This window comes from Actinoplanes sp. NPDC051851, from assembly GCF_040681165.1.
Lineage (GTDB): Bacteria > Actinomycetota > Actinomycetes > Mycobacteriales > Micromonosporaceae > Actinoplanes.
On sequence record NZ_JBFAYF010000083.1, the window covers coordinates 1 to 15,436 of the forward strand.

8 protein-coding genes are annotated in these 15,436 nt (G+C 72.1%); 5 read left to right on the top strand and 3 right to left on the bottom strand.

Features of this window, described 5'->3' with window-relative positions; translation table 11 throughout:
• The first annotated feature begins 125 nt into the window (after positions 1–125).
• A complete protein-coding gene (locus AB0M08_RS42520) occupies positions 126–254 on the top strand; it encodes a hypothetical protein (RefSeq protein WP_364506429.1) in 129 nt (42 codons plus the stop codon).
• A gap of 9 nt (positions 255–263) precedes the next feature.
• Here AB0M08_RS42520 and AB0M08_RS42525 read toward each other — a convergent pair whose 3' ends face one another.
• Both AB0M08_RS42525 and AB0M08_RS42530 read right to left on the bottom strand, forming a co-directional pair.
• A complete protein-coding gene (locus tag AB0M08_RS42525; RefSeq protein ID WP_364506432.1) occupies positions 264–3,044 on the bottom strand; it encodes a BTAD domain-containing putative transcriptional regulator in 2,781 nt (926 codons plus the stop codon).
• A 337-nt stretch (positions 3,045–3,381) separates the two neighbouring features.
• Positions 3,382–4,662, bottom strand: a complete 1,281-nt coding sequence (locus AB0M08_RS42530) for an ATP-binding protein (protein WP_364506434.1) — start codon at positions 4,660–4,662, stop codon at positions 3,382–3,384.
• Between the two features lie 201 nt (positions 4,663–4,863).
• On the opposite strand from AB0M08_RS42530, the gene AB0M08_RS42535 reads away from it, so the two are divergent.
• The 3 genes from AB0M08_RS42535 to purE are packed head-to-tail and all read left to right on the top strand — an operon-like array spanning position 4,864 to position 8,542.
• On the top strand, positions 4,864–6,846 hold the full coding sequence (locus AB0M08_RS42535; RefSeq protein ID WP_364506437.1) for a thioredoxin domain-containing protein: 1,983 nt from the start codon (positions 4,864–4,866) through the stop codon (positions 6,844–6,846).
• Between the two features lie 56 nt (positions 6,847–6,902).
• Positions 6,903–8,045, top strand: a complete 1,143-nt coding sequence (locus AB0M08_RS42540; protein ID WP_364506440.1) for a 5-(carboxyamino)imidazole ribonucleotide synthase — start codon at positions 6,903–6,905, stop codon at positions 8,043–8,045.
• A complete protein-coding gene (purE, locus tag AB0M08_RS42545) occupies positions 8,045–8,542 on the top strand; it encodes a 5-(carboxyamino)imidazole ribonucleotide mutase (RefSeq protein WP_364506442.1) in 498 nt (165 codons plus the stop codon). The genes AB0M08_RS42540 and purE overlap by 1 nt, the downstream gene beginning before the upstream one ends.
• Positions 8,543–8,700: 158 nt before the next feature.
• Here the strand turns inward: purE and AB0M08_RS42550 are convergent, their stop codons facing one another.
• Positions 8,701–13,773, bottom strand: coding sequence for a hypothetical protein (locus AB0M08_RS42550; protein ID WP_364506445.1), 5,073 nt, complete (start codon positions 13,771–13,773; stop codon positions 8,701–8,703).
• Between the two features lie 230 nt (positions 13,774–14,003).
• Here AB0M08_RS42550 and AB0M08_RS42555 point away from each other — a divergent pair, with 230 nt between their 5' ends.
• Positions 14,004–15,158, top strand: coding sequence for an acyl-CoA dehydrogenase family protein (locus AB0M08_RS42555; RefSeq protein WP_364506447.1), 1,155 nt, complete (start codon positions 14,004–14,006; stop codon positions 15,156–15,158).
• Positions 15,159–15,436: the final 278 nt, after the last annotated feature.

Here is a 15,436-nt window from a genome sequence, read left to right on the forward strand (position 1 = left end):
AACGCCTGGTCACCCGCAAGATCCTCACCGAAAATGAACCGGGCATATTCACCCTCAACCCACCGAATCGGACCTAACCTTTCCTACCGCCCTCTGAGATGAGCCCCGATGGAGCTTTGTCGATCATGCCGCCGCCCGACTCGGCACACGCGGTCATCGCCAGTCGGTTGCTCGCCTGGCTCATCGTGGCGGGGTGGCCCGCCGAGCAGGTCCTGCAGACCTCGCCCGAGCAGCATCTGCCGGTCGCCGGCTGAGGCACCGGCTCAGTCGTCGAGGTGGCGCAGGGAGTCCCGGACGGCCGCGACGCTCGGGTCGTCGAGGGCGGTCAGGAGCCGCTCCGCCTCCGTCCACGCGATGCGGGCCTCGGCGGGCCGGCCGGCCGCGGCGTACGAGTCGCCGAGGTGTACCAGCAGGTCGGCGACGAACAGCTCGTGCTCCATGGTCCGGGCCAGCGTGAGGCCGTGCTGGTAACAGTCGATGGCCTCGGCGTGGTGACCGAGATGGTGGTGGGCGTACCCCAGGCTGTCCCAGGCACCGGTGGCGCCGTGCAGGTCGGCGTCCGCCTCGAAGATCTCCAGCGCCTGCCGGCAGTACGACAGCGTGTGCTCGAACTCGCCGAGCAGCGCGTGGTACCACCCGATCGCGTTGAGAGCCTCGGCCCGCCCGGTCCGGTCGTCGGCACCGGTGAAGAGCGCCAGGGCCTGCCGGGCGTGCTCGAGGGCGGTCGCGGGCTGCTTCCGCCGGCCCCACAGGTATGCGAGGTTGTGCTCGGTGTGTGCCTGACCGGTGTGGTCGCCCACCATGGTGAAGAGCTCCAGCGCGCGATTCAGGTTGTCGTCCGCCTCGACGTCGCGGCCGAGCCGGATATCGGTCTGCGCCAGACCACGGTGGCCGTGAGCGTGCGCCCGCAGGTCGCCGAGGCGGTCCGCGCACTCGATGGCGGTCTGCCAGGCCGCGGCCTGATCGTGCAGATGGCCCTTCCGGGCGGTATAGGTGTGCAGCGACCAGGCGAGCTGCCAGGCGAGCCGGTCGAGCCCCACCTCGGCGGCCTGCCGCAACGCGGCCACCAGGGCGGGACGGTGCTCGCCGTACCAGGCCATCGCGGTGCTGTGGTCCTTGAGCCGCTCCGGGCGGACGTCGGCGGCCGGCTCGCCGAGGGGCAGCAGGATGGGTTCGCGGGCCGGGTTGATCAGGCGATCCGCCGCGTACGCGGTGTGCGTGTAGTGATCGAGCAGGCGGATGGTGGCCGACCGGCGAACGTCCGGCGCGTCATCGCGGCGGGCGAGTTCGGCGGCGTACTCGCGCAGCAGGTCGTGCTGGCTGTACCGGCCGAGGTCGTACTCGGTCACCAGGCTCGCACGAGTCAGCTCGCGCAGGGGTCCGCGCAGCTCCTGCTCCGGCAACCCGGCCAGACTGGTCAGCGCGGGGACGTCGAAGTCGGGTCCGACGGCGAGCCCGAGCAGCCGGAACAGTCGTGCGGCGGGCGCGCTCAGGGCGGCGTACGACCAGGAGAGCACCGCCCGCAGGTCGCCGGCCGGGTCGCCGACCTCCAGCGCGGTCAGTCGGTCACCGGCCCGGCTGAGCTCGGCGGCGAGCGCCGTCAGCGGAAAGTCCGCCTGCCGGGTCCGGGCCACGGCGATGCTCAACGCCAGTGGCAGCCGGGCGCAGGCCGCGATGACCTGATCGAGTGCGTGGCGTTGCGCGACGGCCCCCGGGCCGAGCCGGTTGGTCAGCAGCTCCTCGGCCTCCACCCAGGACAACAGGCCCAGCGGTACGGTGGACGCGCCGTCGGTCAGCAGGCCGGTCAGCTGGGCCCGGCTGGTCACCACCACGACGACGGTGGCGGTGCCCGGCAGCAACGGCCGGACCTGCTCGGCGTCACGGGCGTTGTCCAGCACCAGGAGGATCCGCCGGCCCGCCACGATGCTGCGATACAGGGCGGCCTGTGCGTCGAGGCCGGCCGGCACCCGCTCGGATGCGACGCCCAGCGCGTCGAGCAGGCTGCGGAGTGCCTCCTGCGGTGAGACGACCTGTCCGGTGGGGTCGAAGCCGCGCAGCCTGACGAAGATCTGGCCGTCCGGGAAACGGGACCGCACCGTGTGGGACCAGTGCACGGCGAGGGCGGTCTTGCCCACCCCGGCGGTGCCGGACACCACCGTGACGGCCATCGCCGTCTCCTCGAGCAGGCCGTCCAGGGTGCGCAGTGCCGCGGCACGTCCGGCGAAGCCGGGGACGTCCGCCGGGAGCTGGGCCGGCACCACGACGGTGACCGGTACTCCGGCCGCAGCCTTGGCGGTCTCCCGCGGCGCCACCGGTTCCCCGCGCAGCATGGTCTGGTGCAGTGTCTGCAGGGCGGCGCTGGGATCGGCGCCCAGCTCGTCCGCGAGCCGGCCGCGGAACTCGGCGTAGTACGCCAGCGCTTCGGCGGGCCGGCCGACGGCCGCATAGGCACGGATCACCACATCGGCCAGCGGTTCCGTCAGCGGGTGGTCGCCGGCGAGCTCGACCAGCGGCCCGAGCACGGCGAGCGGGTTGCCGGCCCGCAGCTCGGCGAGCCCCCACGCCACCGTGGCGTCGAGATACACCTCCTCGTACGCGCGGCGGCAGCGCTCCACCCAGCCGCCCTTCAGCCCGTCGAACGGCGCGGCCCGCCACCACCCGCGGGCGGTCCGCAGCAGCGTCAGCGCGGTGGACGGGTCGGCGCCGCGGGCCCGCCGGACGTGATCGGCGAACCGGAGGACGTCGACGCGTTCGGGCGCGATGTCGAGGACGTAGCCGCTGGAGCGGCGCAGCAGGCTGGCCGGTGGCGTGCCCGCAGCGTCGGTCAGCAGCCGTCGCAGGTGGGTGATGTGCACCTGCAGAACCCGGGCCGCCGCGGCCGGCGGCTCGTCCCACACCCGCGCGGCGAGAGCGTCGATGGTGACCGGGCGTCCGGCATCGACAGCCAGGGCCGCCAGCGTGTGCCGTCGCTGCGGTGGACCTATCTCGACCGGCCGGCCGTCCGCCCAGATCTCCACCGGACCCAGCAGGCGGACCTCCACCACGCTCTCCCGTCCTCGAACGTCTGCTCATCACCGAGGGCCCACCGCCGCCGCCACGCCGCGGGACCTCGGCGACAGCATTTCATTAGCCGTACGCGGTCATGCTCGGTGGCAGAGAGTATCGAGCAGGCCACCGGAAGGCGAGGCGGGGGAATCCGTGGACGGGTCGAGCCATGAGATACGGGGGTGGCTCGGCCCTGTCTCCGTACTTGAAGAGGTATGAGGAGGCACGGCTCCGTCAGCCACCTGCTGTGTCCAGAGGCGACCGTCCGCCCGCGTAACGAGCTGAGGAAGGTGACGTACGCCGGACCTGATGATCGATCGAGGAGGTGTCTCGCGGCTATTGACCGATGGGCGTCCAAAGACGGTCGACCGGCATGACGTGGATGCGGTCCTCGTAGGTGAATGACCTCAGTCCTGTGCTGAGCGCGACTCCGGCGATGAACCTGTCGCCGAGTGCGTCGCGTAGCTTGCGGAGGCCTTTGAGGTCGGTGCCCGCGACGCGTTCGTTCGCCTTCACTTCGAAGGCGAGGACTTGGCCGTCATCAAACTCGATCACGTAATCGACTTCGTCGCCGTCGTGGGTGCGCCAGTGTCCTGTGGAGACCTGCTCGTCCATCCAGGAGACGTGCTTGCGAAGCTCGCCGACGACGAACGTTTCGAGGAGATGGCCGAATTCCGCCAAGGCAGTCGGATCGAGGGTGGTGAGCTTGGCCGGCGAGATTCGCATGAGCCGAGCGGCCACGCCGGTATCGATGACATGCACCTTCGGGGAAGCGGCGGACCGCGAACGTAGCGTCTTGCCCCAAGCGGGAAGTCGGTCGATGAGGAAGAGGTCCTCGAGGAGCCGAACGTAGTCCTCGATGGTTTTGCGCTCCGCCGTGAGCCCCTGGGATAGGTTGGTCAGGTTCAGTACCTGTGCGGTTCGCCCGGCAATCCGGCCCAGAAGCTCGCGCAACATGGTGCGCTGGCGAATTCGGACCAGTTCGATGGCGTCGCGTTCCAAAGACTGACGGATGTAATCATCGAACCATCGGTCGCGGGCGGTGCCTACGCGACGCAAGGCCAGCGGGAATCCTCCGGCACAGAGCCGGTCGACGTATTCGGTTCGGACGGTCGTGGAGGACGGCCGGGCTGCGACGGCCGCATCGGGATCTGCTCGGAGCGCAGGTAGGAAGTCCTCGCGGGCGCCGTCGATCTCCCCTTGCGACAGCGGCCAGATGGTCATCGAGTGAAGTCGGCCGGTGAGGGCCTGCGCCGTGCGGGGCAGCGCGTCCTGACGAGTTGATCCGGTCAGCACGGCTGTGCCCGGCAGAGTGCCTTCGTGGTTGAGCCGTGCCTTCAGCGCGTCGAGTATCTCCGGGGCGTGCTGATATTCGTCCACGCACAGCAGGCCTTGCGTCGAGACTGCTGTCTGCGGGTTGGCCACCACGGCATCACGAATAGCCGGATCGTCCAGGTCCAGAACGGGCGCGCCCTGAGCGCGGGCCAGGGTCCTCAGGACCGTGGATTTACCGACGGAACGCGGGCCGTGCAAGGCGATGACCGGCTCTACCTGGAGCAGGTCATCGAGCAGTGCGGAGACGCGCCGTTCCGCGATGCCGTCGAGTGATCCGGGCACCCTGTCTCCTCGATTGCTGTGAAGTACCAAATCTCGAAAGTCCAAGATACTAAAATCCGAGCAAGCAAACTACCAAAATTCGAGGCCGCCGGATACCAAAATTTGAGGTGCCGTGGTGCGTGGGTCGCGCATACCGGCGAGGCAACCGACGGAGCCGAGTCGTGCCTCGTCCTGCTACCGCGGCTGTGAGAAGGTTGTCCCATGAACCGGCTGGGCAGTGCGACCTCGCCCTACCTCCTTCAGCACGCCGCCAACCCCGTTGACTGGTGGCCGTGGGGAGATGACGCATTCGCGGAGGCCAGGCGACGAGACGTACCTCTGCTGATCTCAGTAGGGTATTCGAGTTGTCACTGGTGTCATGTCATGGCGCACGAGTCCTTCGAGGACGACGCTGTGGCCGCGATCCTCAACGAGGGGTTCGTGGCGATCAAGGTGGACCGGGAGGAGCGGCCCGACGTCGACGCCGTCTACATGACCGCGACGCAGGCGATGACCGGGCAGGGCGGCTGGCCGATGACCGTCTTCGCCACCCCGGACGGGGAGCCGTTCTACTGCGGCACCTACTTTCCGAAGGCGCAGTTCACCCAGCTCCTCGGGTCGGTCTCCACCGCATGGCGGGAGCAGCGGGAGGACGTACTCAAGCAGGGGTCTGCCGTCGTGGAAGCCGTCGGTGGGGCGCAGCTCGTCGGTGGGCCGACCGCGCCGATCTCGGCCGGGCTGCTGGAAGCCGCCGCGACCGGGCTGGAGAAGGAGTACGACCAGGAGTACGGCGGGTTCGGCGGCGCGCCCAAGTTCCCGCCGCACATGAACCTGCTCTTCCTGCTCCGGCACCACGAGCGCACCGGGTCGGCGCCGGCACTGGAGATCGTCCGGCACACCGCGGAGCAGATGGGGCGGGGCGGCATCTACGACCAGCTGGCCGGTGGGTTCGCCCGGTACGCGGTCGACGGCACCTGGACCGTGCCGCACTTCGAGAAGATGCTCTACGACAACGCGCTGCTGCTCCGGGCGTACACCCAGCTGTGGCGGCTGACCGGGGACGGCTTCGCCCGCCGGATCGCCGACGAGACCGCGGAGTTCCTGCTGCGCGACCTGGCCACGCCGGCCGGTGGGCTCGCCTCGGCGCTGGACGCGGACACCGACGGCGTCGAAGGACTGACGTACGCGTGGACGCCCGCCGAGCTGGCCGAGGCGCTCGGTGCGGAGGACGGCGCGTGGGCCGCCGACCTGTTCCGGGTCACCCCGGCGGGCACCTTCGAGCGCGGGACGAGCGTGCTGGTGCTGGCCCGGGACATCGACGCCGCCGATCCGTCGCTGATCACCCGCTGGCGGGACGTGCGTGCCCGCCTGTTCGCCGCCCGTGCCCGACGCCCGCAGCCGTCCCGCGACGACAAGGTGGTCGCGTCCTGGAACGGGCTGGCGATCACCGCGCTGGCCGAGCACGGTTCCCGGGACGCCGCGATCGCCCTGGCCGAGGTCCTCGCCGAACGTCACCTGGTCGACGGCCGCCTGCGCCGGGTCTCCCGCGACGGTGTGGCCGGGGCTCCGGCCGGGGTGCTGGAGGACTACGGCTGCGTGGCCGAGGGGTTCCTCGCCGTACATCAGCTCACCGCCGACCCGCGCTGGCTGGACCTGGCCGGTGAGCTGCTCGACGTGGCGCTGGCGCACTTCGGGACCGGGCAGGGCGGCTTCTACGACACCGCCGACGACGCCGAGAAGCTCCTCACCCGGCCCGCCGACCCGACCGACAACGCGACCCCGTCCGGCCTGGCGTCGATCTGCGCGGCCCTGGTCACGTACGCGGCCTTGACCGGCGAGACGTCCTACCGCGAGGCCGCCGACGCCGCGCTCGCCACCGCCGGGCCGCTGATCGACGGTCACCCGCGGTTCGCCGGCTACTCCGCCACGGTCGCCGAGGCCGCGCTGACCGGCCCGTACGAGATCGCCATCGCCACCGACGACCTCGACAGCCCGCTGATCGGGGTCGCCCACCGCGCGGCACCCGCCGGTTCGGTGATCGTCGCCGGCGAGCCCGACCGCCCCGGCATCGCGCTCCTGGCCGGCCGTCCGATGATCGATGGCCGCCCCACCGCCTACGTCTGTCGCGGCTTCGCCTGCGACCTCCCCGTCACCTCACCCCAGGACCTGATCTCCCGCTTTCCGGCTTCTCCGGGTACGCCCTGAGCAGGCGGCCACCCGGCACCGGAGGTGGCCGGTGGGCTGGATAGGCTGGTGGGGCGATGGATACCCGAACCGGTCTGCCAGTAGTCGGCATGGTGGGGGGCGGGCAGCTGGCCCGGATGACCCACCAGGCTGCCATTTCCCTCGGTCAGTCACTGCGCGTGCTCAGCGTGACGGCTGACGACAGCGCCGCGCTCGTCGCGGCGGACGTGCCGATCGGCACGCACACCGATCTCGCCGCTCTGCGGGAGTTCGCCAAGGGGTGCGATGCCGTCACCTTCGACCACGAGCAGGTGCCGACCGAGCACATCGCGGCGCTCGAGGCCGAGGGTGTGAAGGTGTTCCCGGGGTCGAAGGCGCTGGTCTTCGCCCAGGACAAGGGCATGATGCGGGAGCGTCTGGCGGAGCTGGGCGCGCCGGTGCCCCGCTGGCGGAGGGTGAGCTCGGCCGCCGAGATCGAGGAGTTCGCGGGCGGGAGCTGGCCGGTGGTGGCCAAGGCGACCCGCGGCGGCTACGACGGTCGCGGCGTGTGGATGGTCGGGTCGCGGGAGGCCGCGGACGATCTGGTCTCCACCGGGATCCCGCTGATCGTCGAGGAGAAGGTCGCACTCCGGCGGGAGCTGGCCGCGCTGGTCGCGCGCTCGCCGTTCGGGCAGGTCGCGGCGTACCCGGTGGTGGAGACCGTGCAGCGGGACGGCATCTGCGTCGAGGTGCTCGCGCCGGCGCCGGGGCTCTCCGACGAGCGCGCGCTGGCGGCGCAGCAGCTCGCCATCGATCTGGCGAACGAGCTCGGCGTGGTCGGGCTGCTCGCGGTCGAGCTCTTCGAGACCGCGGACGGCATCGTGGTGAACGAGCTCGCCATGCGGCCGCACAACTCCGGGCACTGGAGCATCGAGGGCGCGCGGACCTCGCAGTTCGAGCAGCACGTCCGGGCGGTGCTGGACTACCCGATGGGCTCCACCGAGCTGACCGCGCCGGTCGTGGTGATGGCGAACGTGCTCGGCGGCGAGCCGGGCGGGATCAGCATCGACGAGCGGCTGCACCATCTGTTCGCGGCGGATCCGGGCGCGCGGGTGCACCTCTACGGCAAGCAGGTCCGGCCGGGCCGGAAGATCGGGCACGTGACCGTGCTCGGCGACGATCTGGCGTCGGTGCGCGCGCGGGCCGCGCGTGCCGCCAAGTGGCTTCAGGAAGGCGAGTAATGGCACCGCAGGTCGGCATCATCATGGGCAGCGACTCGGATTGGCCCACCATGGAGGCCGCCGCGGTCGCGCTCGCCGAGTTCGACGTGCCGTTCGAGGTCGGCGTGGTCTCCGCGCACCGTACGGTGCACAAGATGGTCGACTACGCCGAGCAGGCGGCCGGCCGGGGGATCAAGGCGATCATCGCGGGTGCCGGCGGGGCCGCGCACCTGCCGGGCATGGTGGCGGCGCTGACCCCGCTGCCGGTGATCGGCGTCCCGGTGCCGCTCAAGCACCTGGACGGGATGGACTCGCTGCTCTCCATCGTGCAGATGCCGGCCGGCGTCCCGGTGGCGACGGTGTCGATCGGCGGCGCCCGGAACGCGGGCCTGCTCGCCGTCCGCATCCTCGGCGCGTCCGACCGTTCGCTGCAGGAGAAGATGGCGGCGTTCCAGAAGAGCCTGGAGAAGCTCGTCGGGGAGAAGGACGACGCGCTCCGCGCCAAGCTGCTCGGCTGAGCTGTCTGGCCTCGCTCCGCTCGGCGGCATTTCGCCCCGGGAAGTCGATGCCGAGTGCACCGAAAACGGCCCCGCTTGGCTCGCCGTTTTCGGCACCCTCGGCATCGACGGGCAAAATGCGACTTTGGTCGCACTCAGCCCAGATCCGTCCCGTTCTCCTAGCGCATTCGGGAGACGACGTCGCGGAGCTCCTGGGTGCGGCGGCGGCTCTCGCTGGTCGCGCCGAGGAAGAGCAGGATCACGCCGACCGGGATCAGCATCAGCCAGGGGCCGCCCACGCTGACCGCGAACTTCAGCGCCGCGATCACCGTGGCGACCGTGCCGACCACCACCGGGGCCTGCTGGCGCGTACGCGAACCGATGATGAGAGTGACCACGCCGCCGAGCAGGAGCAGCACCTCGCGCAGGTCGCCGCCGTCGCCGGAGAGCACGATCCCGATGGTCGGCACGAACGCCGCGAGCAGCGCCGGCCCGTACGCCGCCCAGCTGCTCAGGTCGGGGCGGTGGTGAGCCTCGACCACGCCGACGGAGAGCGCCAGCGCCGCGAACGGCAGGGTGTACGCCTCGGGCAGGGCCACATCGGCGAGCGCGATGAAGAGCCACCAGCCGACGATCTCGAAGCCGACCGCCAGCCAGAACAGGGTGCGGCGCTGCTGCGACGTACGGTCCGGACGGGACGCCGCGAGTCCGAGCACCGCACCCCAGGCCGCCAGCAGCGCGGCGAGGTGGGCCGGCGAGTCGAAAGCCAGCGCACCGGCGATCGCGGCGGACGCGTAGCCGCTCCACTCGACGGTGACCGCCTCGGCGCGGTACTGCTCCAGGCCCAGCCGGGGGAGCAGCGCCTCCAGAGCGAGCAGCCCGGCGCCGACCGCGAGCACGCCGAACGCCGCCCAGTGCCGGTCCATCCCGGCCGCGACCGCCGCGGCCAGCACGAACATCTGGCCCATCAGCGCGGCGAAGAGCCAGCCCAGGATGCGGGCGGTGTGCGTACGCCCGGCCACCGCCGCGACCAGCCCGACGCCGACCGCGCTGCTCAGCGTGAGGAGCGTCAGGCTCTCCCGGGCCAGGCTGCCGGAGAGCCCGGCGCCGCCGGCGAGCAGGCCGATCACGAAGACGATGTTGCGGGTGCTCCGCAGCAGCGGCGCCCGGCTGGCGATCGGCGGCGGGGTGAGCGCCAGACCGAGCATCGAGATGGTGAAGACGGCCAGCGCGGCGCCGGTCGCCGCCGGGAACGGCGCGTGCAGGGCGATCGGCGTGATCAGCAGGCTGAGCGCGACACCGGGCAGGATGACCGGGACCGCCTCGGAGGGCTTGCCGCCGAACCCGATCGCGGCCAGCGCGGCCGCACCGGTGAGCAGCAGTGCGGCCAGGGCACTGGTCGCGTCGACGTTGCCGGCCGCCGGATCGACCAGGGCCGGTACCGGGCCGTCCCAGATCGCGCCGAGCTGCTGCAGCGGGTCGAGCAGGGCCGCGCGCAGGGCCGGGGCCAGCGAGAAGAGCGCCAGCACGGTCGGGAGCAGGGCCAGCACGACCGCGCCGGTCGCCGGGTCGGCGAGCCAGCGTTCGACGATCCCACCGCGGGGCATGCCGCTGCGGCGCAGGGCACTGCGGCGCATCCGGTCGGACCGTCCGCGGCGCCCGAAACCGGGGTCGCCGATCGGGCGGGCCGGCGCCGGGACCGCGCCGCGGAGCAGCTCGGCGAGGACGCCGAGCAGGGCGGCGGCCGCCGCGTAGAGGGCTGTGGGGTGCGAGGCCGGGACCGACACGAGGGCGGTGACGGTCGCCCCGAGCACCAGGCCGATCGTGGCCCAGGGCAGGTACTGCGGGATGTACCGTCCGGCCAGGGCGAGCAGCGCCAGCCCGAGACTGGAGCCGGCCAGGGCCGCGGTGAGCACCACCTTGGCGTCGGCGTCGAGGCCGTTGCGGGCCGCGGCGAGGGCGGCGAGCAGGCCGGGCAGCGCGAGCAGCACCGCGCCGGTGGACGCGCCGCCGACCTGTGCCCGGTGCCGGGGCAGTTCGCCGGGCTGGAGGAGCGGGGTCTCCTCCGGTGCGGTGGCCACCGGGATCCGGGCGGTCGCCGCGACCAGCGTGCCGAGCAGCACCACGGCGAGCAGGGCCACGGCGGTCGACCAGGGCCGGGCCAGCCCGACGACGGCGGCGTGCAGCAGCACCACCGCGGCGACGGCGGCCCGGGCCCGGGCCGCCGAGGGCTGGGTGGTGGCGACGGCGGCCAGCCCGTAGCCGATCGCCACCGCGGTGCCGATCAGCAGCGGTGACCACCAGGGCAGGCCGAGCGCCCACGGCGCGCCGACGGTGGCCAGCGCCGCGCAGAGGCCCGAGGCGTAGTGCGACCACGGGCGGGGGAGCGCGAGGCCGGCCGTGATCGCGACCATGATCAGGGCGAACGGCGCCTGCCAGGCACCGCTGGGCGGGGTGGTCGCGTACTGCTCGACCTGGGTGTTCCAGAGCGGCCCGGGCAGGGCGAGGACCTTCAGGCCACCGGCGGCCGCCTGGTAGCCGGCGAGCAGCCCGACCACCAGGCCCGCGACGGCGAGACCGCGGGCCGGTCCGGGCTTCCAGTCCTCCATCAGCACGGTCACGCCGAAGCCGACGATCAGCACGACCACGCCGGCGACGGCGAGTGGCGCCTGCGGGAACGCGAGCGCGGCGACCCGGGCCAGCGCACCGCAGATCGCCACGGTGGCGGCCGCGGCGGCGATGTCCGGTCCGTCCAGCATCCGGTCCGTACGCCCGTGATTGTCGATCGTCTTGGCCAGGAAGAGCAGTGCCGCCGCGCCCAGCAGCAGCGCACCCACCCACAGGTCGGGCGGCTCGGCACCCGGGGCGACCAGCGCGGCGACGGCCATCGCGACCGCGCCCAGGCCGGTGCCGACGGTCAGCGGGAAGCTGACCTCCCGGCGGGCGACCTGGAAGACCGCCGCGTAGCTCAGCGTGCCCGCGACCGCGAGGAACCCGGCGGCCAGGGCCGGAACGGTGCTCGCCGCGGTCGGTGGCGGCCCGCTCCCGGTGTCCGAGATGGCGAGCGCGGCGGTGACCGCGGCGCCCGGTACGGCGAGCGCGGCGGCGCCGGCCGCCCAGTCGCCGATCACCCAGGCGAAGATCCGGAACGGGATCTGCCGGGCGGCGATCGCCACCATCACGCCCGCGCCGGCCAGCGCGGTCAGCACCGCGGCGGTCAGCCAGCAGGCGGCCAGCGCGGCCCCGGCACCGAACAGGCCGACCACCCCGGCGGCCGCGACGTGCGCGATGGCCTCCCGCCGGGTGCTCGCCCAGAGTCCCGCGACGCCCAGCCCGATCGCGGCCAGGACCAGCGGCCACGGGGCCTCCGACCAGTTCAGAGCGAGCGAGGCGGGCACCGCGAGCGCGGTCACCGCGATGCCGGCGACCGCGCCCTCACGCCGGATGCCGGCCGGGAGCGCGAGCGCCGCGGCGATCGTCACCAGCAGCGCGGCGAACGCCAGCAGCCGCCCCGAGTCGCCGACCGCGTCGGCGAGCTGCTGGGAGTACGCGGCCGTGTCGGCGTGCCAGACCGGCCGGGCCGCCGCCACCGGGGCGAGCGCGGCGCGGATCGCGTCGATCGCGACGAACAGGCCGATGACCGCGAGCGCGGCGGCGGACGCGTACTGCGGGCCGCGATGCACCCGATCGGGGAGCCGGCCGATCACCGCGCCGGTGACGGCGACCGCCGCGGCGGCGGCCACCAGCGTCCAGCGGGGCGAGGCGACACCGGCGATCCGGGCGATCGCGCCGATCACCGAGATGGTGAGCACCGCGCCGGCCACGTTGCGGGCCAGCGGGTCCTCCAGCAGCCAGGCTGCGGCCGCGGCGGTCAGCCCGGCGGCGATCAGGATCAGCCCGGAGCGCAGCGCGTCCGGCACGATCTGGGCCTGCAACAGGGCCGCGGTGGAGAAGAGCAGGGCGCCCGCGCAGGCGAAGCAGAGCAGGGCGAAGGTGAGCTCACGCAGCCAGTCCGCGGAGGCCGGGGTGACCGGCGGCGTCAGCGGGACCGAGCCGGCGGGCGCGGCGCCCGCCGGGCGGGGACCGGGGAAGATCCGGCCGAGGAGCCGGCCACCGCGCGAGCGAGGTCCGTGAATGATCAGATCCGGCTCTTCCGGGTGCGACTCCGGGCGGGGACGGGAGCCCTCCGGATCCGCGCCCTCGCCCCCCGGTGCCTCACCCTGGGGATCGCGGACGGCGGGCGCCGGGATGCCCATCGCCCAGCGGGGCAGCAGCCGGCCCTTCTTGATCACCCGGGTGAGCAGGAGCAGGTCGAGGACGGCCACCAGGGTCAGCGCCATGCCCCAGCCCGCCGGGCTGTGGATCAGCGGGTACGCGAGCAGGGGGGCCACCGGCTGGGTGGCGATCACCGTCGCGTACCGGGCGGAGGCGAGGCGGGTGGCCCCGGCGTACCCGAAACTCGCGACCGCGGTGAGCGCGAAGGTGATGCCCAGATAGAGCGGAACCGGCACGTCGGCGCCGCCGGTGAGTTCGCTGCCGTGCAGCGTGTAGATCGTCATCGGCAGCAGGATCAGGCCGATCGCCGCTATCGTCTCGGCGGTCGAGCTGAGCCCGCGCCGGGCGATGCCGGGTGCCGCGGCGAGCGCGACCGCGGTGACCAGCGCGAGGATGGTGGCCCGCGCGAACGGGTTGGAGAACGCCACCCCCGCGAAGACCACCGCGGCCACGGCGAGCAGCAGCGCGCCGAGGGCCAGCAGGATGTTCTGCACCGACTGGGTGGACGCCTCGGGTGGGTGCTCCAGGTCGCTCAGCGGGGCGTACCGCGGCCCGGGCTGCCCGATCGGCGGCGGATCGTCGACCAGCAGCGTGTTGCCGTCCGAGACGACGCCGGGGCGTCCGCCCTCCGGCGGGGCCGGACGACGCCGGGGTGGTGGCTGCCTTTGATCACCCGTCGGGGGTTCCCCGGGCGCGGGCGGGACCTCGGACTCGTGGACCCGGGTGGTGCCGGCCGGTGGCGGCGGCGGGAAGTCCCCGGTCTGCGGCGTGGGTGACGGCTTACGGCGCCGGCTCTTGGTCCCCTTGCCCTTCTGCGCGTGGGCCAGGATGTCGCGCTGGAACTGCGCCGCCTGGATCTTGCTGGCGATCTGGGTGCGGGTGTTGGCAGCCGCCATGTCCTGCACCTTCAGGGCCGCGATCGAGGCGTCGATCCGGGACAGTTCCTCCGCGTAGTCGGACTCGTCAGCCTTCGCCACAGGACCTCCTCGCCAGCGGTCTCTCTTAGTAACTAGAGCATGCCGGTCCGCCATTCATTAGAACAGTCTCACTCGGGTAGAGATCTGCGGAAACGACCCGGAAACCGGCAGTGTCCCGCAGAGGGGTCCGCCGGCGGCGATATTCGGCACAGCGGGGTTCCGTTGCCCGGCGTACGCTACGCGTCGGTAACATAGCGGTGGGACCGCTCTGACGAGAAGGGCATTGGATCATGTCTGATTTCGACGTCTACCGGCTGCCGGAGGACCACGAGACCATCCGCGCCGCGGTACGCGAGGTCTGTGATGCCCGGGTCGCCCCCAACGCGGCCGAGGCCGACGAGACGGCGGAGTTCCCGAAGGCGTCCTACGACGCGCTGCGGGCCTCCGACTTCCACGCACCGCACATCCCGGTCGAGTACGGCGGCGCCGGCGCCGATGCCCTGGCCACCGCGATCGTGATCGAGGAGGTGGCCCGCGCCTGCGCGTCCTCCTCGCTGATCCCCGCGGTCAACAAGCTGGGCTCGCTGCCGGTGATCCTCGCCGGCTCCGAGGAGCTCAAGCGGAAGTACCTGACCAAGGTCGCCGCGGGCGAGGGCATGTTCTCGTACTGCCTCTCCGAGCCCGAGGCCGGCTCCGACGCCGCCTCGATGACCACCCGCGCGGTCCGCGACGGCGACTCCTGGGTGCTCAACGGCGTCAAGCGCTGGATCACCAACGCCGGCGTCTCCGAGTTCTACACCGTCTTCGCGGTCACCGACCCGAGCGCCCGCTCCCGCGGCATCTCCGCCTTCGTGGTGGAGAAGTCCGACCAGGGCGTCAGCTTCGGCGCCCCGGAGAAGAAGCTCGGCATCAAGGGCTCTCCGACCCGCGAGGTCTACTTCGACAACGTGCGCATCCCGGCCGACCGCATGATCGGCGCCGAGGGCACCGGCTTCGCCACCGCGATGCAGACCCTGGACCACACCCGGGTCACGATCGCGGCCCAGGCGATCGGCATCGCCCAGGGCGCGCTGGACTTCGCCACGGCGTACGCGAAGGATCGCAAGCAGTTCGGAAAGGCCATCGCCGAGTTCCAGGGCCTGCAGTTCATGCTCGCCGACATGGGCATGAAGCTCGAGGCGGCCCGCCAGCTGACGTACGCCGCCGCCGGCAAGAGCGAGCGCAACGACGCCGACCTGACCTACTTCGGCGCGGCCGCCAAGTGCTTCGCCTCCGACGTCGCCATGGAGATCACCACCGACGCCGTCCAGATCCTCGGCGGCTACGGCTACACCCGCGACTACCCGGTCGAGCGCATGATGCGCGACGCCAAGATCACCCAAATATACGAAGGCACGAATCAGGTGCAGCGGATCGTCATGGCGCGGCAGCTTTTGAAGGACTAAAAGTAGCTGTTTCCGCAGGTCAGGAACGGTGTGGCCGAGCGTTTTCGCTCGGCCACTTTCCGTATCCCCTCAAGTGCATTGCGTGTTGTTTTCGGTTGCTGGTGGTTGTTTTCGGATGGCGTGCTGGGGAAATGCTGGGGAGATTGATCGATAAATGTAAACACGCCAATGGATTTGGTCCTGAATGGACGCTGGATGCCGTCGTCCTGACGTGTTTGGGGCGACGGTTGTCCTCGGCTTGCTGCCTCTGCGCATTCGGCTACGTTCCGTGACTCCAG

Bases quoted from the DNA above. Each gene is read 5' to 3' on its own strand.
- AB0M08_RS42520 (WP_364506429.1), top strand. From the start codon at position 126: ATGCCGCCGCCCGACTCGGCACACGCGGTCATCGCCAGTCGGTTGCTC.
- AB0M08_RS42555 (WP_364506447.1), top strand. From the start codon at position 14,004: ATGTCTGATTTCGACGTCTACCGGCTGCCGGAGGACCACGAGACCATC.
- AB0M08_RS42540 (WP_364506440.1), top strand. From the start codon at position 6,903: ATGGATACCCGAACCGGTCTGCCAGTAGTCGGCATGGTGGGGGGCGGG.
- purE (WP_364506442.1), top strand. From the start codon at position 8,045: ATGGCACCGCAGGTCGGCATCATCATGGGCAGCGACTCGGATTGGCCC.
- AB0M08_RS42535 (WP_364506437.1), top strand. From the start codon at position 4,864: ATGAACCGGCTGGGCAGTGCGACCTCGCCCTACCTCCTTCAGCACGCC.